Origin of the sequence: Paenibacillus sp. KS1 (assembly GCF_001680695.1) — a bacterium.
GTDB lineage: Bacteria > Bacillota > Bacilli > Paenibacillales > Paenibacillaceae > Paenibacillus_B > Paenibacillus_B suaedae.
In genome coordinates this window covers 94,267-116,154 of record NZ_MAIS01000005.1, presented here as the reverse complement: position 1 = coordinate 116,154, position 21,888 = coordinate 94,267, and the positions used below count along the sequence as shown (strand labels likewise).

The window sequence follows — 21,888 nt, the reverse complement described above, 5'->3', positions numbered from 1 at the left end:
GAGCTTCTCCTCGTTCAGAGAATCAGCAGATGGCCGTATCCAGTGCATTGTACCATGGATGGATACTCAATCCCGCTATCTGCTGATCGTGCTTGAATGATTCCATTCCTTCTGGAGCTGCTCTGTTGTTGCAGCCCCCTTCAGCCAAAGCTCAGCTGTCCCAATCCATCCATAAATCGGTTCCATTGCATGAAATAACGCCGCTCCTTGATTGGCTTGAGGCAGGAACATATCTGGCAGCCAGCGACGGATATCTCTCCAGCGATCTATGTATGCTTGTTCGTGAGCAGGCAGCACAGACAATGTATCGTACCATTCTCGCTGAACCGCAAGACTCGTCATATAATCAATCCATTGCCTTGCCTCCGCTTCATGCTGTGAACTGGAAGCAATCATATAGCTTCTGCTTGTTGCCCACTGCCCAGCAGGAAGATGTACATCGGCTGGCGCTTCAATCGCTAGCGGTTCACTAACCTCGGCCACTGCTTCCGAATAGGGAACGATCCCAAAGGCTACTCGACCGGCACGCAGCAAATCCCACGTATCTGATTTGCTCGCTTTCTCTCCCCAAGGTATAAAATGAGCTCGATAAGACTCCAGCTGGGCTAACTGTTGGTTCCACTTAAGACCGGATCCTTGCGCATTGTCGGAAACTCCCTTCGCATACCAATCGGCACGCATCAATGGCGCTTGATTCACTTCCGGCCATAGCAAGCCCAACCGCCGAATTAACGATAAGAAGGCTTCCTTATCTCCATCATGCCAGGCAAACCAGGCTTGAGGCATAGCACGCAATTCTACAGCAGCTGTACCACGCTCAAGCAGAGCAGAAGCCCCATCCTGACTGCTAGGGTCAAGGATCCTCTTCCACTCCTCCCAATTAGAAGGCAAGGATTCTTTGGTTCTGCCGGCCATTAATTCCTTGTTCCATACCAGCACATAAGGATCAATCTGAGCAGGTACTCCCCACGTATACCCATTCCACTTCAGTTGATTCATTAGCCATGCCGGAGAGGAGAAGCCAGCATTCGATGACTGCTCAATCGGCAGCAGCCACCCCTTTTTGGCAAAGCCCATTACGGAAACACTGTCTGACAGCATAATGTCCGCACTATATTCCTGAACCAGCTGATTGAACCAATCAGCATCAGTCAATTTATCTGTCGTATTGACAAGCTCTACATAGATGCCCGTTTCGTCAATAAAAGACTGATTGGCTTGATTGAGTTGGATAAATGATATAGGTGACAGGTTCACCTGCACTCTTAGCTGCTTCCACGTTTCTTGACTCTTCTTCGCCTTAGGCGGGCGATTGGCTACCTCATTCGTTGAGGGCTGTGATGGTACGAATAATTGATCATCTATATGAAATTGGGACAGCAAGAGTAACGAAACGAAAATCATAATAACCGCAACTAGCAGCTTTTTTAAGTTCGGCACTCATTCTCCTCCCACGTTACCATTTTTGACTTTTCCACATCCTTATTGTAGCACCGAACGCACTAGCTGTCCCTATCTGAATGCGTCATTAGAGCAAAAAAATAAGCCCCTGGGACTATCCAGAGGCTCTGAGGGCTGTCGCTCACTAATGACTCTATAGGAGATCAGCTGCAAGCTGAGCGAGTCGGGAGCGTTCTCCCTTCTCAAGGGTGACATGGCCGCTTACACTTTCTGTCTTAAACCGTTCCACCAGATAGGTGAGACCATTGCTTGCTGAATCCAGATAAGGATGATCAATCTGCGCTGGATCTCCCATGAGGACAATTTTACTTCCTTCCCCGACTCGGGATACGATTGTCTTCACTTCATGTTTGGACAAATTCTGAGCCTCATCAATGATGATGAACTGTCCTGGTATGGAACGGCCACGAATATAAGTGAGCGCCTCAACTTGAATATTGCCCATACCCAGCAATATTTTCTCAATGTCCCCAGCTTTTTTCGTATCGAACAGAAATTCCAAATTATCATAAATCGGCTGCATCCAAGGCCGAAGCTTCTCTTCCTTCTCCCCTGGCAAGTACCCGATATCCTTCCCCATTGGCACTACTGGCCTTGCAATGAGAAGCTTCTTATACTTGCGCTCATCTTCCACCTTCATGAGGCCAGCTGCAAGCGCCAACAACGTCTTGCCTGTACCTGCCTTCCCTGCCATAGTGACAAGGGGAATATCGTCATTGAGCAGCAGCTCAAGCGCCATACGCTGCTGAGCGTTTCGTGCAGTAATGCCCCACACGGGATCATTACTGAGAAATAGCGGCTCAAGCTTCTTGGCGTCTGCGCTTACCTTGAGCAAAGCAGACTTACTCGTCCCCATGTTATCTTTCAAGATGACGAATTCATGCGGGTGAAATGACATATTGACATTTAAGCTGCGGATGGGGAGATGCCGGAAGGAATAAAATTCATCGATCACCCCAGGATGAACGAATAAGGTGACGCAGCCATTATACAACTCATCGCCAGATTGTACGGTACGATCTGACATATAGTCCTCTGTATGCAATCCCAATACATCTGCCTTGATTCGTACAAGCACGTCCTTGCTTACTAGAATGACAGTTGCTGGCTCGGATTGCCGTTCCTCCTGCTCTAAATGATAATTCAATGCCACGGCCAAGATCCGATTGTCATTCGATACTTCCCCGAACATCTCCTGTACTTTAACAAAGCTGCGATGATTCAACTCCACCTTCAATGTTCCACCGTTGTGCAGTTTAACCCCCGAATGAAGATGGCCTACATCGCGAAGCCCGTCTAGCAAGCGGGAAACAGTACGGGCATTGCGCCCGATTTCATCTGCATTTCGTTTCTTCGAATCAATCTCTTCCAGTACAACTGCCGGGATAATCACTTCATTGTCGCCAAATGCAAATAATGCGTTCGGATCATGCAGCAACACATTCGTATCCAGTACAAAAATTTTACTCATACGATCTCCCTTTCAGTTCGCATGCCCGTACTTGCAACACCAGCGGACAGCCGCGCTCGGTGTTACATAAAAAATGCAGGCACCGCTCACACTATAGTCAGTACACATGCCGCACTACTTATTTGACCAACGAACAAAGAAAGGAACGATGAATTCATGCGTATGTTGCTAATTGCCATGCTTGTCATCGGACTCATCGCCGGATGCGGCAACGCGAATAAGCACGCTGCTACGAATAACTCCTCCAATCAAGTTAAGGCGAGATCGACGAATAATGGAAAACCGGTCATTCACGATCGGGAAGCCGTTCGCGAACACTTAACTGCGCTGGCTAGGAAGGTGCCGGGGGTTCGCAACGTTAACTGTGTCGTATTCGGCAATACCGCAATTGTCGGGATTGACGTCGATGCGAGCCTAGAACGCTCTCGAGTCGGAACTGTCAAATATTCCGTTGCAGAGGTTCTCAGCAAAGACAAATATGGCGCCCATGCACTTGTTACCGCAGATATCGATTTGAATCAGCGTCTTCATGAGATGGCGGTTGATATTCGGCAAGGCCACCCTATTTCTGGCTTTACAGAAGAACTTGCAGATATTATGGGCCGCATCGTGCCGCAGATGCCAAGCGACGTCCAACATATTGATCCATCCCGCAATACAGACCAGCCTAAACTGAAAAAACAGATGTAGCTGCATGATTGCCGCACGGCCGCGTGAAGACCGGACAAGCATATTGACGCACGAAAAGCCTAGTGGGGTTCCACTAGGCTTTTCGCATGAAGACATCGTCATATTCATGATCCAGCATAACAGCTGCAGATGGGCAACAGGTCATCCCGATGCCTGTTTGATCGGATAACAGATGAGACCCTTGGGACATCTTATGTTGCAATAAGGGATTACCCATCATCAAAGCTTCGGACATCGCTCAGACCTCCTCCACATCATAATTGCAGCTTTACTCTATTATATTAATGATGCTTCAAAAATTGCATACCCTTATCCACTTAGGAGCCAGGTTGGGTTGTATTCGCATGCTGCGAGTCCGCTCCGCCTTCTCCGGGTAAGGTTGATTTCAATGATTTGCCGGCAAGTACATCCTTTATCGCCTGCTTGCCCTCTTCCAACTTCACCGTGTCCGGATAGATGTACGGGCTAACCCAATTCCCATCTACTGAAATGTAGTGAATGTTATCTCGGTTAATTCCTAAGTACGTAGAAATGGAACTGCGAATTTGGTCAGGTGTCATATCAATTTTAAAGTTATCAGCCATCGCATCAATAACGCCTGTTACCTTTGTTATACCGCCAAGCGATTGCATGTTGCCGACGATTTCCTTCAGCACTGCATTCTGGCGGACGTTGCGATCCGCATCTGTCGTGCCCTTCGTCATTGGACGGCAGTTCGATTTGCGGTAGCGAACAAAGTCAAGGGCGTTCTTGCCGTCGAGCGTCTGCTGGCCTGTCTTCAGCTTGATATGGGTTCCATCCGCATTATCGTTATAGCACATATTCTGATCCACGTTCACGTTGACGCCGCCGACTGCATCCACGACATCAGAGAAGCCTTGGAAGTTAATCACTGCGGCATAGTCGATCGGCATGCCCATATACTTGCCAAGCATCAGTTTCATCTCATCTTCCGGAGTAGCGCTGTCCAGCTTGCCTTGCTCCTTTAGTGTGAAGAACTTCGGATAATAATGATTTAGCTTATCCGGATGATAGCCGGGCAGTTCGAAATACGTATCACGCGGCAAAGAAACAAGCACCGCTTCCTGTGTTTCCGGATGCATTGCGCCGACCATGACAACATCAGTACGACGTCCAGGCAGCTCTGGCCGATAGTCGATACCGAGCAAGATGAAGGAAAAAGGCTCCTTGTTCGGTGAAAGCGTATCTTGCACCGTTGAACTGCCGCCGCCCTGTTTAGCAACTGTAGAAATATCGTTCAACTTGTTGTTCGCATACCAAGCAAAATATCCGACAATGAATATAACGACAACAGCTGCGATAAGCGCGGTGATAAGGGTCACCTTCAACCATTTCGGCATCCCTCGCTTCTTCGTGGAAGACTTCCCTTCGGAGGGCTTCCTCTCAGGCGACTTCCGCCGTTTCTGCTTCGTTCTAGGTGGCAATGGTGTCGATGAATTCATATCTTACCTCACTTACTCATTGTATTTCGGATTCGCTTCGATGTCCTGCCATAATCGCTCTGCATCTTCGCGGTCGAATACTTCTGTACTCATTTCTTCTTCCCGCCAATACGTAATGACATATCGCTCATCCGATCCATCCAAGCAAGCCTCGAAGGAGGTCAGTTGATGATCCTCCTTCAAGATTGTCTCAAAAAATTGTACCGTCTCCTTCGCTGCCCCATCATCCGGGCGCTGCTCAGACACAATATGAATTTGCAGCCAATTGAATAGTGCAACTTGCAGCTTCATCATCCGGCCTTCTCTCCCCTTTGCGTGTCGGTGATGGTGATAACGATGACGCACAATCCATTAGTTCTTTGAATCTGTCGCCTTCTTGCGGCGAGCTTCCATAAAATAGCGAATGCGTACCATGAACATCAAAGCGACCGCGACAAACAAACATTGAATGATTGGCAGCTTGTCTATTTGGAAGATGAGCAGAACAAACGCGCCCAATCCCATCAGCAAATAGATCAGTACCTCCTTCAATATCGGGAGTTTCTGCACACGGAAGACTTTATTGAACACATACACGATTAACAGATAAATAAGCGCATAACTTACAAAGGGATGGGAAGCCAACCATTCCTGCATCGTAGACGCTCACTCCTTTGCCAAAGTTGTCCAAATCCCATTATACATGGGATTCGGATACTTTGCGCGTCTTTTCTGCGCGTTCACGCTCGCTTTTGTTCAGTATTTTTTTGCGCAACCGTACAGAAGACGGTGTAATCTCGCAATATTCATCATCATTCAAATACTCTAAAGCTTGTTCCAAAGAGAATAGAACAGGAGTTTTCATCTTGACAGTATCGTCTTTGGTTGCGGAGCGAACGTTCGTCAACGCCTTCTCTTTACAAATATTTACGACGATATCGTTGTCGCGGTTGTGCTCACCAACGATCATACCTTCATAAATTTCAGTACCTGGGTTTACGAACAACGTACCGCGATCTTCAACGGACATAATGCCGTACAGTGTTGAATTTCCTGTTTCTGTCGATACGAGAACGCCTTGGTGACGTCCGCCAACTTGACCGCCAGCATATGGGCCATAGCTGTCAAACGCGTGGTTCATGATGCCGTATCCGCGTGTCAGCGTCAAGAAGTACGTGCTGTATCCGATAAGACCACGTGCAGGGATCAAGAACTCCAAACGCACTTGGCCATTGCCATGGTTAATCATGTTGACCATTTCTGCTTTTCTCGTTCCCAAGCTTTCCATTACCGGACCTGTAGCTTCTTCTGGAATGTCGATAAGCAAGCGCTCAATCGGCTCCGTCTTCTTACCATCCACAACTTTGATGATAACTTCTGGTTTCGAAACTTGCAGCTCGTATCCTTCACGGCGCATGTTCTCAATCAAAATACTCAAATGCAATTCACCACGACCTGATACGATAAATGCATCCGGGCTCTCTGTTTCTTCAACACGAAGGCTGACGTCTGTTTCCAGTTCCTTCATTAAGCGCTCGCGCAACTTACGCGATGTAACCCATTTACCTTCACGCCCTGCAAATGGGCTGTTGTTCACGAGGAACGTCATTTGCAGAGTAGGCTCATCAATATGAAGAACCGGAAGTGCTTCTGGATTCGCCGGATCTGCAATCGTCTCACCAATGTTAATATCCTTAATGCCGGCAATGGCAATGATATCGCCCGCTCCAGCTTCTTCTTGCTCAACACGCTTCAACCCTTGGAAACCGAACAGCTTCTCGATGCGTGCCTGCTTCGTCTTCCCTTCACGGTTAATAACCGCTACAGATTGACCTTGACGGATCGTACCACGGTTCACACGACCAATCGCAATACGTCCCATGTACTCGTTGTAATCGAGCAAAGTAACGAGGAATTGCAATGGCTCTTCTGGATTTTCAGTTGGTGCAGGGATGTGGGAGATGATCGTCTCATACAACGCCTGCATGTTCTCTTCCTGCTTCGCAGGATCGGATTCCATGCTCGATGTACCGTTAAGCGCAGATGCATATACAACTGGGAAGTCCAATTGCTCATCATTCGCATCAAGCTCGATGAACAGCTCAAGCACTTCGTCGATGACCTCTTCTGGACGAGCATTTGGACGGTCAATTTTGTTTACAACAACAATTGGCGTCAATTGGCTCTCAAGCGCTTTGCGAAGTACGAACTTCGTTTGCGGCATGCAGCCTTCAAATGCATCCACGACGAGCAATACGCCGTCAACCATTTTCATTATGCGTTCTACCTCGCCGCCGAAGTCAGCGTGGCCTGGTGTATCTACAATGTTAATCAGATTATCTTTGTACGTGATGGCTGTATTCTTAGCCAGGATCGTAATTCCGCGTTCACGCTCCAAATCATTGGAGTCCATTGCGCGTTCTTGAATAGCTTCATGCTCACGGAATGTACCGGATTGTTGAAGCAGTTTGTCAACCAAAGTCGTTTTCCCGTGGTCAACGTGTGCGATAATTGCGATATTGCGAAGTAAGCTTCTGTCTTGCATCGTAAAATCTTTCCTTTCTGGGTGTGGAATCATACCAAAAATCCAAATCAAGCTAACCACGAATAAAGCCGCCATAGAGGGCGGCATCTATTCCTACGATAGGTCATTCTGAAGCATGTTAGCACGGACACTTCAGAACTTTACGCTTACATGTTCGCCAGCTAGTGCTTCCATTAACGGAATCGATTTCTGAGTCCGCCAAATGCAAGCCCTGCTCCGGCAAGTATGAGTGCAACGGCAATCATATACGTACCAATTGCAAATACGAGCATCAAGATCAGCATGGATACACCGACCCCACCGAACAACAGCGCGCCTTGCCATGCGCCTCTCGGATGGTATGGATCGTATGTGTAGTATCCATACAGGCCCACGCCAATCCCAATGAGAAGCAGTGGCCATAAATACCCGAACAGTCTCCAATTGATCCAGTGGCTTAGCATGAACAGGACGCCATACATCGTCAGCATACCTGCTGGAACCATCATTACAGGCGGCAGGATTGCCATTCGTGCAAATACATACAAGGCAATACCGATAAGGAACATGAGGAGCGGCCACATCGTACCGCCGATGAAAGCAAACACTCCCATTTTCCCAAGCAAAATGAATAAGCCTGCAGCCAATATAGCAATGCCAATCACTTGTTGGTTTCTAGGCATAGGTCAACCTCCATGTCCAGATTTCTGATTCGGACACGATGTGACGCAATTCGCGTCGTTTTTTACTTTTTCTAGTGTATATGAAAGTTCGTAAAATTACTACCTGCTCCTTGAAAAAAACACAATACCCTTACCAAACCCTCCTGAGACTTCCATAACCGCCCTCTATTCATAATAGAAAAAACCTGCCATCAGCGTACTTCGGCAGGTACAAAGCATCTGTTCCGATTATCTATTGCAGAAGATCAAAAAGAGCTAATAGCGTAACTGGCGCCGAAACCAAAATCCGAGCAGCACGACGAGCGCAAGAGCGATCCACGGGAATCCGTAATGAAGCTTGCTCCACATGGCGGGCAGCCATACCGCCAATCGTTCATCAGACGCAATCATCTCGCCCGCGGTATAGCCAAGTATCCCTGCACCCGCATACAGAAGCAGCGGCATTTTCTGAAGCCATATGCTGATGAACCCGCTTCCCCACACGATAATGGGAATACTTAGCGCTATGCCGATTGCAACAAATGCCAGATTTCCCTTGGCTACCGCTGCAATCGCCAGCACATTGTCGAGACTCATGACCACATCAGCTAATAGAATAATTCGAATAGCCCCCCATAAGGAGTGGGCCTCGTTATCCCGGGTATCTGCAGGCTCCTGTTCAGCAATCAGTTGAACCGCGATAACGAACAACATAACCCCTCCCGCTGCCTTCAGGAGCGGAATGTTGATTAACCATAATGCTGCTACAGTCAGCACAATGCGAAGTACAACCGCGCCTGCGGCGCCCCACCAAATGGCCTGCTGCTGTTGTTGCTTAGACAAGCGTCTGCTCGTCATGGCAATTACGACTGCATTGTCTCCACTAAGCACCAAGTTAATCAGCATAATCTCCACCAACAACCATATCGATTCCACAGCCCGTCCCTCCCCTGTAGTTAGGTCTATGACAGAGGAGGCCGAGCTATTCCGCTATTCGCTGGCCAATGCGCAGAACAAGTCAATCCAATTGTTTAGAACCAATCTCCAGTTGCTGGCGCTGCCAGCCCAGCAGACTCATCTGTTTTCTGTACAACCTGAGCAGGCTCATTCGCATTCGCTACCTTGTCTTTACCCGACAACACGATTGCATCATCAGGCGAGCCACCCGCCTTCAGCAGGATCGCTTCCGTGTTTTCCACAGCAGCTTTAATGAGATCATCCAGCTCGGGGATAGAACGTTCCGCATGCTCAACGATATTCAAATTCGGATTCGTCGCCGGCGATTTCGGAATGAATAGAGTACAGCAATCTTCATAGGGAAGAATGGACAAGTCGTAAGTTCCGATATACTCTGCTTCACGAATGATCTTATCCTTGTCCACCGTAACAAGCGGACGAAGCAATGGCAGATCTGTCGCACGGCCGATGACATTCATGCTGCCAAGCGTCTGGCTCGCAACTTGACCCAAGCTGTCTCCCGTTACGATTGCCAGCGCATTGCGCTGCTCTGCAATTTGTGTGGCAATGCGCAGCATGGCACGGCGCATCAACGTAATAAGCAAGTTATCATGTCCACTCTGATGAAGGCGAGTCTGGATATCTGTAAAGGGAACCATATGCACACGCATTCGTCCTGCATAGTTCGCAAGCACTTGAGCAAGATCGAGCACCTTCCGCTGCGCCCGTTCACTTGTGAACGGATAGCTGTGGAAATGAATCGCATCCAGTTGCAGCCCTTTGCGCAATGCTTCATAGCCGGCAACTGGACTGTCAATCCCCCCAGATAGAAGCAGCACGCCGCGGCCGTTGGATGCCAATGGGAAGCCTCCCGCACCTTGTACAACTTCGCTATACACATAGGTCCATTCTTCTCTAACCTCAACGCGCAAATCAATTTCAGGCTTGCGCACATCGACCTTAAGCCCCTCAAACTCGCGCAGCACGGGCGCACTAACAAGGTAATTCATCTCCTGGCTGCCATGCGGGAATCCCTTCCAAGCACGCTTCGCAGAAACTTTAAAGGTTGTCCCATCCGCAGGATTCATCTCACGGATTAATTGGACGGCCGTTTCAATAATCGGCTCTAGCTCAGAAGGAGTTCGTTTAACTGGACTAATGGACACCACACCGAACACATGCTTGAGCACTTGAATCATTTCGTCTAATGGCTCACCATTCAGCTCAACATAGAGTCGACCGTATTCTTTAATGACTTTAGCATTAGGAAAAGGACTAAGCACTGCATTGACATGCTGGTAAGCTGCCTTTTCAAACTTGCTACGGTTCTTGCCTTTAATTGTGATTTCCCCATAACGAAGAAGAATCATATCGTATTCCATGATTTTCTCTTTCCCTGCCTTTCGCTTGCTATCGATTCCAATACCTATATTATCGCTGCACAAGAGATTGCAATTGTTCTGTCATTTGCTTGAAACTCTGTACAAGCCGCTTCAACTCATCCTCAGAGCAGTTCGCATCCAGACTGATGCGGATTCCGCTTGCAGCAACTTGAGAGTCATGCGTCATCGCCAGCAGCACACGGCTGGGCTTATGGAGCTTCGATGAACACGCGGATTGTGTTGAGACAATAATGCCACGCTGTTCGAGGGCGTGAACCACAACCTCTGATTTCATTCCAGGGTATGATACATTGATGATATGTGGAGCGCCATATGGAACAGCAGGACTGTTCACAACAAGCGGCTTCATCTGTGACAAATGTTCAAGTACGAATTGACGCAGGCGAACTAGCTTGTCATAGCGTTCAGACTGCCCTTCGACCGCTAGTCTGACCGCCTTAGCAAGCCCTACAATGCAGGGGACATTCTCTGTACCAGGACGAAGCTCCCCCTCTTGAGAACCTCCATACATTAGCGGCTTCAATGCGACTTGCTTCCGCTTAACGAGCACGCCAGCCCCACGTGGCCCTTGAATCTTATGTCCCGAGAGACTATATAGGTCTACACCCCATTCAGCAAGACGAACGGGAACCTTGCCTAAGCCCTGCACCCCATCCACATGGAACGTTACTTTTGGGTAGCGGCGCAGCATATCTCCAATTTCTCCAATAGGCTGTATAGCACCCATTTCATTGTTGACGTGCATGATACTAACGAGTACTGTATGAGGCCGAATTGCAGCCTCCACTTCGTCAGGACGGACTCGGCCGTTCTCATCCACAGGAAGGTAGGTAACCTCAATCCCCTCCTGCTCTAACTGCTGAACACATTTATATACGGATGCATGTTCAACTTCAGATACGATCATATGGATTGGCTTGCCTGCAGCTTGATAGGCCTTCGCAATTCCGAATATAGCAATGTTATTGCTCTCTGTCGCCCCTGATGTGAACAGTATATCTTCAGGCTCCACTTCCAGGGCACGAGCTACAACCTCGCGCGAGCGTCGAATAAGCTGCTCTGCTTGCCCCCCAGCACCATGAATCGATGAAGGGTTGGCATACACCTGCCCCATCACCTCCGCAACCGTCCGAATAACATCCGGATGGGGGGGAGTCGATGCACAATGATCGAAATACAACTGAGTTGCGCTCACCACATTCCCTCCTCATGACAACAAAAAAGATCAAAATCGGATCGAGGCGCAATCGGCTCCTCACCGTTGTTGATCTCATGTACGAAATAAGATGTTACTTATTTTACACGTTTCAACATAAAAGCACCATCCCTAATCCCATGTTCTTATCGATCCTTCATGCAGCTAATGCTCCCTTGCTCCCCATATAGAAAAAGCCTGATCCGGGGCAACTTACCGGTTCAAGCTTGAATACTCACTTATGATGACATCGTTATGAATTGGACAAGGACGGCTAATAACCCAGCAACGGTCGCAAAGATTCCAGATGAACGACTTCCCTGCAAGTAGGCAAGAACACCTAACGCGGCGGCCCCAATCCCCATCGGAATTGGAAATAGAAAGAAGGCGATAATCGAGAAAATAACGGCCAGCATGCCAATACCCGACCAATGATTGATCTTCGAATGCTGTGTTGCAATGCGAAGCGTGTCTGAGAAAGTTCCCGCTTCTTGCCCAAATTCTACATCCTGCTGCTGTTCCCGATTTCTCGCGGTATGACTTCTAACCCGGTGCCGCTTCAAACGGCGTGAATTGCGTGCTTTGTGACCTGACATCACACCTCACTCCTAGCTTCCGTTCAAGATCATTTGGGCACAAACGTCTGACAGCATGTTGAAGAGGACTTAGAGGCTGTATCCTTATGGTCGCCTCGGAACGATTCGTCCGCGAACTCTGAATTGGCCTTTACATTAGCATGTGCATCAATATCAATCATAATTTCAGAAGCTTGACAGCGAAAATCCCCCCAAAATTTACAGTTGGATACGCTGCAGCGAACTACAGGTTTTTCACTCACATCCATCACCTCCGTGTTATCAGCATGTCCTAGTCCGTGATGTCATATCCTGCTCTCTTCCTGCCATGATCTAACGAAAAAGACGCTCCGTGGCATAAACGGAACGTCTTCGTAATTGATATATTTGGAATTCCTTATTTCGAGCCTTGCATACGACGCTGCGTTAAATAGTCACTCTCATAATAGGCAAGCTCATCGCGGAGATCTTCGAACAGCTTCACAACCGACAGAACAATATCCCTCGCTGCTCGAACAGGCTTCTTCCGGAAACGAATTGCGTCTTGACCCGTATACGCGTATCGACCATCCTCTGAATAACACTCGTTCTTCGGGTAGAAGAAGGCATTCACACAATGATGATACACTTCGTACAAGCAGCGCTCGCCAAATGCCGTATCAAAGGTTGCTCTTCTTAACGCAACACCCAGCCGTTCATAGCTCTGCTCCGTGAATACGAGCAAATGCCGAATATCCGTCAGGAATCCTTTATAGAAACTAACAGTCTCGTCTTCCTCATTCCCTTGAACAAGAGCAGTTAGCGAATACTCATTTAAAAATTGCTCAAGCTTATCAATCGCTTCCTTAAGTTTGTCCTTTGAAACTTCGCATTGCTGCTTCACATTGGATGCTGGCATGAAAGCTCCCCCTTACCCCATTCGTCCATTTGGAATTTCAACTCTTCGGGCATCCGATTTGGAATCATTTTCATTTCCCCTTCATCCTACCACAATCCGATCATGATGGATATCATTTTCCGCCGCGTCCCGAATAAATTCGTGTACCAATTCTCAACCTATAAACAGGTCTGTTCACGATACGATATCTGCAGCCGAGAGGCGCTTGATATCAAAAGGCAGGACAATTAGGAAGGAACGCTAGAGGAGGAAGTTGTATGCAGCGACGATATGTGGTTGGAATAGTTGCTCTCTGTGCAGCCGTACTTACGATTCCGCTATTATGGGCTCCAGATCGCCATCCCGAGCCAAGGGGCATGACGACAGCCGCACACGAAGAGAGCATGAAAAAACAAATCCTGAATCAGGACGTTACACGCACAAGCCGGATGTTCGCCATTGATTCCAGACGTGATCTGGAAGATGCGCTTGCCAATTGGGGAGCCAAGACTCATGCCCAGAAGCAGGATACCGTTCAGCAATTTATGAAATCCCATCCCCACTTCGTGTACATGAAATGGGTCGAAGGTGGTTCAACCGCTTGGGAGAAAGGAAATGTACCGAAGGATGAGCGCTGGGACGCCAACAAGCAGCTCGAGAGTTACGTTCGGACTGCTACCATGAACGTAACGAAGCAGCAGTCATATTCCTCTCCTGAAGTGTTAGTGAATGGGAAAAGCCATATGGTCATTGGCATTGCCTCTCCCCAATCGCAGCAGGGGATTGTCGCAATCGTGAATCAAGATGTCATCCAGACCGTACGGAAGCATCAGCAAAAAAATCTTCGACTTGTACCTTACCCGCCTGAATCCAAGTACCGTGTCAAGTCTGTGGATTCCAACTCGATGCGGGATGTAAAGGTTCAAGACGGAGAAGATAACGCCGGCACAAGCCATTATTATGAAAATGAAATCGTCGTGCGCTTCCGTTCTGACCCCGACTCCATTCAATTGCAGCGTATGATGCGGGATACTGGGTGCGCACACCCGCGCAAGCTCGGTTACACGTATGTGTTTCGTTCTCATAAGATGAGTGTTAAGCAATTAACTTCTTATTTCAAACAATTCAATCCGATATACAGTGAGCCTCATTTTCTATATATGACAAATGAGAAGCCCTCACCAGTTCCATCGACTCCTTCTTCTCAAGCTCGCCCCAAGACATTGAATGAACCGACACAAGGGGATGCTGCTGAGGAGCCAAATGATGCGTTGTACAAGGCTTATCAATGGAATTTGCCGAATATCCATACGAACCGAGGATGGATGACGAGCAAAGGGGCCAAAGATGTCATTGTGGCGGTTGTCGATACCGGTGTCGATTCCAATCATCGTGATTTGCAAGGCAAGCTGCTGAAGGGTTATAACGTCTTTGATAAAAACCAGCCTCCAAAAGATGAAGTCGGACATGGTACTCATGTAGCCGGCATTATTGGCGCCACTGTCAATAATGGTGAAGGCATTGCCGGGATTACATGGTACAATCCGATTCTTCCAGTCAAAGCGCTTGACAACAACGGATCAGGTACATCGTACTCTGTTGCGGAAGGAATTATTTGGGCGACTGACAATGGAGCCAAGGTCATCAACATGAGCTTAGGCAACTATGTCGATGGCGCATTTCTGCATGATGCAGTCAAGTATGCCTATGATCGCGATGTCGTGCTGATTGCTGCAACGGGCAATGACAATACCCGGCGTCCTGGATACCCTGCTGCTTATCCTGAAGTATTTGCCGTATCCGCTACGGATGCGAATCAGAAGCGCGCTTCCTTCTCCAACTACGGCAACTACGTAGATGTTGTGGCGCCCGGCACGTCGATTGCAAGCACTTATCCGAACAATCAATATGCGGCATTGTCAGGCACTTCAATGGCTTGCCCGCATGTATCCGCATTGGCTGCACTTATTCGCTCCGTGAATCCTTCGTTAAAGAATACGGAGGTGTATGATATTATGCGGCAGAGTGTAGTCGACTTAGGAACACCGGGTAAAGATATGTATTATGGCTATGGTGAAATTGATGTCGCACAGGCCCTAAGCCTTGCAGAGCAAGGTACGACATCATTGTCGCTGCTTCCGCAAAATATTGCACGCGAAATCAAGCGGACGATTGCTCAATATGTGAAGCGTCCATCTACGCCATCTTCAATAATCCCCGCTTCCCAGCCGTAAACGACTTATGGCCGTGGGATGGGACATTGTAGATAATGTCCCCCAAACCAAAAACCCCCGCACAGCTTGTGTGCGGGGGTTATCTTATAGGCTTCGAACAATAAGTGTTGTAGCTCCGGAAAGTTTGCCGTAAGCCGGGTTCTGTACTGATCGTGGTATTACGGGAGCTACCCTTCCACTACAAAGTGACAATCATCTATCTAGACCGTACATTGCTGCACGGTTCAAGCGACCAACCCAGACGCACCTCGGGCTAAGGCTGCCCTTGCGGGCATGCATCTCATTAGGTCTTGCTCCAGATGGGGTTTACCAGGAACGAAGTCACCAACGCTCCTCGTGGTCTCTTACACCACGGTTCCACCCTTGCCTGTGCTGCCGAAGCAGCCATCGGCGGTCCATTTCTGTGGCACTATCCTTCAGCTCGCGCTGACTGGACATTATCCAGCACCCTGCCCTATGGAGCCCGGACTTTCCTCTCGTGACCAAGTCACCAGCGATTGTCTGTCAAACTTTCCGTCAACATTCGTTAGTATACAAGTTTCGCGCAAGAAACTCAACCGTCAACTTTTACAAAAACTGAAATGGCTCGGTATTTGTGGAAGAAGCTACGAATTGCGTCGATACTCCCTTGTCAGATGCCACCTGCTGCAGGCGTCCTGCGACATCCTGCTTCATCATCTTCTCTGCATTATGGCCCGGATCAATTATTGCAAGACCTGCAGCGAGTGCATCGTGGGCAGTGTGGTAATCCACATCTCCCGTGACGAGCACATCCGCTCCGTGGAATATCGCATGATGGATATATCGGGCGCCTGAACCGCCGAGGACAGCAACCTTGCGCACAGAACGATCCAGATTGCCGACCACGCGTACATTCGATACCTCGAAGCTGCTCTTCACCTGCTCTGATAATTGATGAAGAGTTACAGCTTCAGTCAGCTTGCCTACTCGGCCCAAGCCATACTCTGTTCCTTGAATATCTACAGGGTAGAGATCATAAGCGACTTCCTCGTATGGATGCGCCTTAAACATCGCTTGCAGCACACGGCTTCGAACCGACTTCGGAATAATTGTCTCAATTCGTACTTCTGGTACATTCTCCAGCTTGCCCGCTTGTCCGATATGCGGATTCGTGCCGTCGCCAGGCTTGAACGTGCCGAAGCCTTCACTATTGAAGCTGCAATGGCTGTAGTTCCCGATGTGCCCAGCCCCGGCATCCAATATTGCAGCACGGACTTCATCTGCATGCGTCTGCGGTACAAATACAACCAGCTTGTGCATCTGCTCCTGCTGCAACGTTTCGAGGACACGGACATTCGTAAGCTGGAGGCGTTCCGCCATCAAATCATTCATGCCCCCTACTGCCACATCGTAATTCGTGTGTGAGATGTATACCGAGATGTCATGCTTGATGAGCTTCTCATATAATCGGCCGGCAGGGGTATCTGTCTGCAAATGCTTCAAAGGTCGGAAAATGATTGCATGGTGAGCGATAATGAGGTTCGCTTGCTGAGCGATAGCTTCCTCCACGACCTCTTCATTCACATCGAGTGCAACGAGTACTTTCGCTACTTCCTTATTTAGCGAACCTAGTTGAAGCCCAATTCGATCATCTGGTACAGCCAATGACTTAGGCGCCAGCTGCTCCATCCACTGAATTATTGTTGACCCTTTCGCAAACATTCAATAATCGCCTCCAGTTCCGCTTTGTTCTGAACGAATACTTCTCGACGCTGCTTCGCCTCTTCACTCTCGGCCTGTTCCATCGTACGCAGTACACGCTCCCGCTTCGCTACTTCACGCTTCCATTTCTCAAAGAATACATCTGTAGGAGCTTGCGACAGCAGTGGGCCGAATTGCAGCAGCCACTCCTCTGACAGCGTCTTCCCACATAATAAAGGCCGAGACTCGTACAGACGAGCGTTATGTGTCTCTGCTGATTCGAACTGGCGCTCTGCAAGCAGAACCTCATAAATTTTGCCGTCTTCCTCTAAAATATGCTCCTTAAGCAGTGCCCAGCCTTCCTTGCGAAGCCAGCGACGAACGGTATCCTCGCCCACATTCGGCTGGAGGATGAGTCGCTTGACCCCCTCAAGCTTCTCAGGTTGAGCTGATAATATACTGACAATGAGGCTCCCCCCCATTCCAGCGATAGAAATGCAGTCCACCTCATTAGGCTCCAATACGGCAAGCCCATCACCAAGCCGGACCTGTACAATATTCTCCAAGCGAGATCCGAGCACTTGGCGTCTAGCTGCTTCATACGGACCTTGATTCACTTCACCTGCGACGCCATAAGAAATAATGCCTTGCTTCGCCAAATAAGATGGCAGCAGCGCATGGTCAGAACCGATATCTGCAAGTTTGCTGCCTTCAGGCACCCAATCCGCAATCCATTGTAGTCGTTTGGACAATTTGATGTTCACGAATCCATTTCACCCACTGTTGTCTAAAGTAATATCCCATGTAAAACGTAATAAAAAGCTTCATTAGCATAAATAGCAGAACCTCGCCACCAGCATTAAGCTTCAGTGTGATGATTCTGCCAAGCCAAGCGGCCTCAGGCATATGCCAAGCAATCAGGGAAGCTATCAGCAGCCCTGCTGAAGCTGAAGGAAGAACACTGTGCATCACCCAAGCCATCCAGATGAATAATAAGCTCTCTGGAAGCCACAACCACTGCGTCTCAATGAGCGTAAGTTCTCCCACCATTGAATAGAGAATTACCGCATAGGCGATCGCCAACAGGAGCCAACCGAACCCCTGCATTCCGCCGCGCCGCAGTAGCAATCCTGTTATGATCCATAAGAGCCCTGCTCCAATCAGCCACAGCGCCACGCCATACCAGGAAAGCCATTGATGCAGCATGAGAATGGCAAGCGCGCCAAGCATGCTTACAGCGTTGCCGAGACTTGTAAATACCGCGATTTGCACTTTACTTTTCTTTGCCGCATACTTTGAATTGAAGACGGCAAGCCCATAGTTAATAAGGGCAAATAAGGCGACAGCCCCAATTTGCATTGGAATGTCAAAAGCGGTAAAATGAAATCCAGCAGTACAGAACAAACCAGAAATGATAAATAACGCCAGCCATTTGGCGGCAGGAAGATCGGCCAGCCATTCCGCGAAGCGTCTGTTAGATACCACAGACGGCTCAGCTGCTTCTGTTGATTCTGGCAGTTGGTACAATTGAGCAAGGAATTCGCAATAGCGTTCCGGCAATAATCGATTATGTCTCCAACGTGCAATTTCCTGCGACATCCATTGGCGCTGCTTCTGATCCATGAGGCTTGTCACGCTCCTGTGTGGGAATGCCTTACATGGCGACAAAAGACCTTCCCCACGCATACTGCGCGCAAGAAGGTCTCGTCGTTAGCCACTATTCAAGAAAATCTTTAAGTCGCTTGCTGCGGCTCGGATGACGCAATTTACGAAGTGCTTTCGCTTCAATTTGGCGAATCCGTTCGCGTGTGACACCGAATACCTTGCCTACCTCTTCTAAGGTGCGAGTACGGCCGTCATCGAGACCAAAGCGCAAACGAAGCACATTTTCTTCACGTTCTGTCAATGTGTCAAGGACATCCTCCAACTGCTCCTTCAACAGCTCATATGCTGCCGCATCAGCAGGTGCCAATGCTTCTTGATCCTCAATGAAGTCTCCCAAGTGAGAATCGTCTTCTTCACCAATTGGTGTCTCAAGCGATACCGGTTCCTGAGCAATCTTCATGATCTCGCGTACTTTCTCAACACTAAGTTCCATCTCTGCTGCAATTTCTTCTGGAGTTGGTTCGCGTCCAAGTTCTTGCAGCAATTGACGGGATACACGGACAAGCTTATTAATCGTTTCTACCATATGAACAGGGATACGGATTGTACGCGCTTGGTCGGCAATCGCTCTTGTAATCGCTTGGCGAATCCACCATGTTGCATACGTACTGAACTTGTATCCTTTGCTGTAGTCGAATTTCTCAACAGCCTTAATCAGTCCCATATTTCCTTCTTGAATCAAATCGAGGAACAGCATTCCGCGTCCAACATAACGCTTCGCAATGCTGACTACGAGGCGCAAGTTCGCTTCCGTCAAGCGTTTCTTCGCTTCTTCGTCTTCCTGCTCAATTCGCTTCGCAAGTTCAATCTCTTCTTCTGCTGACAAGAGCGGAACACGGCCGATCTCTTTTAAGTACATCCGAACCGGGTCATTAATCTTAATTCCCGGTGGCAGCGATAAGTCATCATCGAAATGGAAATCTTCGTTATCCCCATTCTCCCGATCACCATTATTGCGATTGCCCATTCCATCTTCCGTTTCATTTACCACTTCAATGCCCAAATCAGACAGCTGTTCATAAAACTCATCCATCTGCTCCGGGTCTTGATCGAACGTCGATAACTTTTCAGTAATATCTTTATAGCTGAGCGAGCCGCGCTTTTTACCGAGCTCAATCAATTGATCCTTCACATGTTCCAACGCTGCTTCGGCATCTAGTCCAGTATGTTGATCATTCGCCATTTTCCGACTCCCTCCTCCCTAGAAACTTCTGCTTCCTACCGCTTCAGTTGTTGCTCTAGGGCTATAATATCTTGTGCAATTTGCGCGGCACGCAAGATGTCTCCAGAACGCTCCGCCTGCACCATTTCTTCCTTTTTACGCTCTATTTCACGATGCCTAGGCACTTTCAAGATCTGACCGATGTAATCATCTAATAAGGCGGTGTCATTTCGCAATGGCACTTCAGCCATCGATATGGATGCAGCCGTTTTCTCTAATCGGTCATCTTGCAATGTCGCCAAATAACAACTGAAATCAGGCTCCTTGCCTTGCGCGTAATAAGCATATAGATAAGCGGCAAGTGCCGCATGATCATCTACATTGAATTGCTCACCAAGATTCCGCTCCACATAGTTGGACACTTCAATATCTTGGAACATTAGCGCCAGCAGACTGCGTTCTGCATACACGTATGCTGGACGCAACACGGGCGGGGAGATAACTTGTTTATCATTCCTAACATTATTCCACCAATTGTCTTGATTATCCCCGTTTTGGTTGTTTTTTTGCAGTTTTTGACGGATATTCGCGCATTCTTGCTTCAAAGAAGCAATTGCAGAATCCCCTGATAATTCAAGCAGTGAAGCGAGCTCCTTCAAATGCATCTCCCGCTCGACAGGAGATTCAACCTGCGCCACAACACGCAACGCCGCATCTTTGAAGCGCCGTTTGCCATCATCTTCTAGCAGTATATGATTTCGACGTAAAGATATAAGCTTGAATTTGGTTGGCGTAACAGCTGACGCGATGATCGCGTGCCTGAACCGCTCAGCTCCGTGTGCCTTAATAAATTCATCAGGATCCATCCGATCAGGAAGCATGGCGACAGCAACATGCAGGCCGCTTTCCTCTAATAGGTCAATTGATTTCATGGCGGCTGCTTGTCCAGCATCATCGCCGTCATAACATAACGTAACACTGTCTCCGAGCTGCTTCAGCAGCTGGACATGATCAGAGGTTAACGCAGTTCCCATTGTCGCAACGCCATTCATTACTTGGGCTTCCCAAGCCTGAATAACGTCTGCAAATCCTTCAAACAGAACAATTTCCCCGCTGCGCTTAATGTGCGGTCTAGCTTGATGCACATTGTACAGCAGCTTCGATTTGTTGAATAGCATGGTCTCGGGTGAGTTCAAGTATTTGGGCTGACTTCCGTCCAGCACCCTTCCTGCAAATCCAACAATGCGTCCCCGGCGATCCCATATCGGGAACATGACCCGGTTACGGAAACGATCGACATACCCTTCACCATTCGTTCTTGCCGATACGATACCGCCCTTCTCTACCAGAGCAAGGTCGAACTGCCGTTTCGTTAGAAACTTCACGATCATATCCCAATTCGGCGGTGCGTATCCAATCTGAAACTGTTCGATGAGCTTGTCATTAATGCCGCGTTCACGCAAATAACGAAGCGCTTCCTGACCTTCCGTTGTATTCATTAATATGTAATGATACATCTTCGCAGTCAGTTCATGTGCTTCAATCAGCCGATCCTTCGCTTCATTCCGCGGATTGCGTTCAGCATACGAGTCGCCGCTTCCCCATGTTATAGGAATGCCTGCCAACTCAGCTAGATGGGTAATCGCTTCAGGATAGGAATATCCTTCAAGGCCCATCACAAATTGAATGGCCGTCCCGCTCTTCCCGCAGCCGTAGCAATGGAATATTTGCTTCTCCGGCGTGACCGTGAACGATGGTGTCTTCTCTGAATGAAAAGGGCACAGCCCCTTCAAATATTTACCGTTCTTCGATAAGTGGACGTATTGTCCAACAATATCGACGATATCGTTGCGTTTCAATACTTCATCGCGAACTTCGTCAGGAATAAGTCCATATCCGTTTATCGTC

Annotated in this window: 21 protein-coding genes and 1 other RNA gene; 2 read left to right on the top strand and 20 right to left on the bottom strand. The window is 48.5% G+C overall.

Features of this window, described 5'->3' with window-relative positions:
- Positions 1-75: 75 nt before the first annotated feature.
- Positions 76-1,440: an extracellular solute-binding protein gene (locus tag BBG47_RS03310; RefSeq protein WP_065290506.1), complete on the bottom strand. Its 1,365-nt coding sequence runs from the start codon at positions 1,438-1,440 to the stop codon at positions 76-78.
- Positions 1,441-1,594: 154 nt separating this feature from the next.
- A complete protein-coding gene (locus tag BBG47_RS03305) occupies positions 1,595-2,932 on the bottom strand; it encodes a PhoH family protein (protein ID WP_021256774.1) in 1,338 nt (445 codons plus the stop codon).
- 156 nt (positions 2,933-3,088) lie between these two features.
- On the opposite strand from BBG47_RS03305, the gene BBG47_RS03300 reads away from it, so the two are divergent.
- Positions 3,089-3,622, top strand: a complete 534-nt coding sequence (locus BBG47_RS03300; protein WP_065290505.1) for a YhcN/YlaJ family sporulation lipoprotein — start codon at positions 3,089-3,091, stop codon at positions 3,620-3,622.
- Positions 3,623-3,695: 73 nt separating this feature from the next.
- Here BBG47_RS03300 and BBG47_RS29795 read toward each other — a convergent pair whose 3' ends face one another.
- From BBG47_RS29795 to BBG47_RS03250, 12 genes are all read right to left on the bottom strand, one after another.
- A complete protein-coding gene (locus BBG47_RS29795; RefSeq protein WP_175400472.1) occupies positions 3,696-3,857 on the bottom strand; it encodes a hypothetical protein in 162 nt (53 codons plus the stop codon).
- A gap of 82 nt (positions 3,858-3,939) precedes the next feature.
- The gene (locus tag BBG47_RS03295; protein ID WP_065290504.1) at positions 3,940-5,085 is read right to left on the bottom strand and encodes an LCP family protein; all 1,146 of its coding nucleotides are present in this window, start codon (positions 5,083-5,085) and stop codon (positions 3,940-3,942) included.
- A 12-nt stretch (positions 5,086-5,097) separates the two neighbouring features.
- Positions 5,098-5,376 carry a hypothetical protein gene (locus BBG47_RS03290; protein WP_028531282.1) on the bottom strand — a complete coding sequence of 93 codons (279 nt, stop codon included), beginning with the start codon at positions 5,374-5,376 and terminating at the stop codon, positions 5,098-5,100.
- A 60-nt stretch (positions 5,377-5,436) separates the two neighbouring features.
- Positions 5,437-5,721 (bottom strand): YlaH-like family protein, encoded by a 285-nt coding sequence (locus BBG47_RS03285; protein WP_021256778.1) that lies wholly within the window; start codon positions 5,719-5,721, stop codon positions 5,437-5,439.
- A 40-nt stretch (positions 5,722-5,761) separates the two neighbouring features.
- Positions 5,762-7,609: a translational GTPase TypA gene (gene typA / locus BBG47_RS03280; protein ID WP_065290521.1), complete on the bottom strand. Its 1,848-nt coding sequence runs from the start codon at positions 7,607-7,609 to the stop codon at positions 5,762-5,764.
- A 173-nt stretch (positions 7,610-7,782) separates the two neighbouring features.
- The gene (locus BBG47_RS03275; protein WP_065290503.1) at positions 7,783-8,271 is read right to left on the bottom strand and encodes a LiaF transmembrane domain-containing protein; all 489 of its coding nucleotides are present in this window, start codon (positions 8,269-8,271) and stop codon (positions 7,783-7,785) included.
- 255 nt (positions 8,272-8,526) lie between these two features.
- Positions 8,527-9,186: a TerC family protein gene (locus tag BBG47_RS03270; RefSeq protein WP_065290502.1), complete on the bottom strand. Its 660-nt coding sequence runs from the start codon at positions 9,184-9,186 to the stop codon at positions 8,527-8,529.
- A 95-nt stretch (positions 9,187-9,281) separates the two neighbouring features.
- Positions 9,282-10,589 carry a tRNA uracil 4-sulfurtransferase ThiI gene (gene thiI / locus BBG47_RS03265; RefSeq protein WP_065290501.1) on the bottom strand — a complete coding sequence of 436 codons (1,308 nt, stop codon included), beginning with the start codon at positions 10,587-10,589 and terminating at the stop codon, positions 9,282-9,284.
- Between the two features lie 49 nt (positions 10,590-10,638).
- The gene (locus BBG47_RS03260; RefSeq protein ID WP_065290500.1) at positions 10,639-11,805 is read right to left on the bottom strand and encodes a cysteine desulfurase family protein; all 1,167 of its coding nucleotides are present in this window, start codon (positions 11,803-11,805) and stop codon (positions 10,639-10,641) included.
- A 239-nt stretch (positions 11,806-12,044) separates the two neighbouring features.
- Positions 12,045-12,401, bottom strand: a complete 357-nt coding sequence (locus BBG47_RS03255) for a hypothetical protein (RefSeq protein ID WP_065290499.1) — start codon at positions 12,399-12,401, stop codon at positions 12,045-12,047.
- A 29-nt stretch (positions 12,402-12,430) separates the two neighbouring features.
- Positions 12,431-12,649 carry a DUF1540 domain-containing protein gene (locus BBG47_RS28860; protein WP_028531284.1) on the bottom strand — a complete coding sequence of 73 codons (219 nt, stop codon included), beginning with the start codon at positions 12,647-12,649 and terminating at the stop codon, positions 12,431-12,433.
- A gap of 128 nt (positions 12,650-12,777) precedes the next feature.
- On the bottom strand, positions 12,778-13,278 hold the full coding sequence (locus tag BBG47_RS03250) for a DUF3907 family protein (protein WP_028531285.1): 501 nt from the start codon (positions 13,276-13,278) through the stop codon (positions 12,778-12,780).
- 257 nt (positions 13,279-13,535) lie between these two features.
- Between BBG47_RS03250 and BBG47_RS03245 the strand changes: the two genes are divergently transcribed.
- Positions 13,536-15,491, top strand: a complete 1,956-nt coding sequence (locus tag BBG47_RS03245; RefSeq protein WP_065290498.1) for a S8 family peptidase — start codon at positions 13,536-13,538, stop codon at positions 15,489-15,491.
- A 115-nt stretch (positions 15,492-15,606) separates the two neighbouring features.
- Here BBG47_RS03245 and rnpB read toward each other — a convergent pair.
- The 6 genes from rnpB to dnaG all read right to left on the bottom strand — a co-directional run bounded on the left by rnpB (position 15,607) and on the right by dnaG (position 21,884).
- An RNA gene (gene rnpB / locus BBG47_RS03240) (RNase P RNA component class A) lies at positions 15,607-16,004 on the bottom strand.
- Positions 16,005-16,058: 54 nt separating this feature from the next.
- Positions 16,059-17,174, bottom strand: a complete 1,116-nt coding sequence (locus BBG47_RS03235) for a Nif3-like dinuclear metal center hexameric protein (RefSeq protein WP_065290497.1) — start codon at positions 17,172-17,174, stop codon at positions 16,059-16,061.
- Positions 17,150-17,917, bottom strand: coding sequence for a tRNA (adenine(22)-N(1))-methyltransferase (locus BBG47_RS03230; RefSeq protein WP_051250033.1), 768 nt, complete (start codon positions 17,915-17,917; stop codon positions 17,150-17,152). The genes BBG47_RS03235 and BBG47_RS03230 overlap by 25 nt, the downstream gene beginning before the upstream one ends.
- Entirely contained in the window at positions 17,865-18,776 is a 912-nt protein-coding gene (locus tag BBG47_RS03225) for a hypothetical protein (RefSeq protein ID WP_065290496.1), read from the bottom strand. Before BBG47_RS03225 ends, BBG47_RS03230 begins: the two co-directional genes overlap by 53 nt.
- Positions 18,777-18,870: 94 nt before the next feature.
- Positions 18,871-20,001 carry an RNA polymerase sigma factor RpoD gene (gene rpoD, locus BBG47_RS03220; RefSeq protein WP_021256791.1) on the bottom strand — a complete coding sequence of 377 codons (1,131 nt, stop codon included), beginning with the start codon at positions 19,999-20,001 and terminating at the stop codon, positions 18,871-18,873.
- Between the two features lie 35 nt (positions 20,002-20,036).
- A complete protein-coding gene (gene dnaG, locus BBG47_RS03215; protein WP_065290495.1) occupies positions 20,037-21,884 on the bottom strand; it encodes a DNA primase in 1,848 nt (615 codons plus the stop codon).
- Positions 21,885-21,888: the final 4 nt, after the last annotated feature.

What these genes read in the sequence shown, in the direction of transcription:
- BBG47_RS03250 (WP_028531285.1), bottom strand. Translation starts at nt 13,278, where the DNA reads ATGCCAGCATCCAATGTGAAGCAGCAATGCGAAGTTTCAAAGGACAAA.
- typA (WP_065290521.1), bottom strand. Translation starts at nt 7,609, where the DNA reads ATGCAAGACAGAAGCTTACTTCGCAATATCGCAATTATCGCACACGTT.
- BBG47_RS03235 (WP_065290497.1), bottom strand. Translation starts at nt 17,174, where the DNA reads ATGTTTGCGAAAGGGTCAACAATAATTCAGTGGATGGAGCAGCTGGCG.
- BBG47_RS03275 (WP_065290503.1), bottom strand. Translation starts at nt 8,271, where the DNA reads ATGCCTAGAAACCAACAAGTGATTGGCATTGCTATATTGGCTGCAGGC.
- BBG47_RS03245 (WP_065290498.1), top strand. Translation starts at nt 13,536, where the DNA reads ATGCAGCGACGATATGTGGTTGGAATAGTTGCTCTCTGTGCAGCCGTA.
- BBG47_RS03300 (WP_065290505.1), top strand. Translation starts at nt 3,089, where the DNA reads ATGCGTATGTTGCTAATTGCCATGCTTGTCATCGGACTCATCGCCGGA.
- BBG47_RS03295 (WP_065290504.1), bottom strand. Translation starts at nt 5,085, where the DNA reads ATGAATTCATCGACACCATTGCCACCTAGAACGAAGCAGAAACGGCGG.
- rpoD (WP_021256791.1), bottom strand. Translation starts at nt 20,001, where the DNA reads ATGGCGAATGATCAACATACTGGACTAGATGCCGAAGCAGCGTTGGAA.
- BBG47_RS28860 (WP_028531284.1), bottom strand. Translation starts at nt 12,649, where the DNA reads ATGGATGTGAGTGAAAAACCTGTAGTTCGCTGCAGCGTATCCAACTGT.
- BBG47_RS03305 (WP_021256774.1), bottom strand. Translation starts at nt 2,932, where the DNA reads ATGAGTAAAATTTTTGTACTGGATACGAATGTGTTGCTGCATGATCCG.
- BBG47_RS29795 (WP_175400472.1), bottom strand. Translation starts at nt 3,857, where the DNA reads ATGTCCGAAGCTTTGATGATGGGTAATCCCTTATTGCAACATAAGATG.
- BBG47_RS03285 (WP_021256778.1), bottom strand. Translation starts at nt 5,721, where the DNA reads ATGCAGGAATGGTTGGCTTCCCATCCCTTTGTAAGTTATGCGCTTATT.
- BBG47_RS03225 (WP_065290496.1), bottom strand. Translation starts at nt 18,776, where the DNA reads ATGGATCAGAAGCAGCGCCAATGGATGTCGCAGGAAATTGCACGTTGG.
- thiI (WP_065290501.1), bottom strand. Translation starts at nt 10,589, where the DNA reads ATGGAATACGATATGATTCTTCTTCGTTATGGGGAAATCACAATTAAA.
- BBG47_RS03290 (WP_028531282.1), bottom strand. Translation starts at nt 5,376, where the DNA reads ATGAAGCTGCAAGTTGCACTATTCAATTGGCTGCAAATTCATATTGTG.
- BBG47_RS03255 (WP_065290499.1), bottom strand. Translation starts at nt 12,401, where the DNA reads ATGTCAGGTCACAAAGCACGCAATTCACGCCGTTTGAAGCGGCACCGG.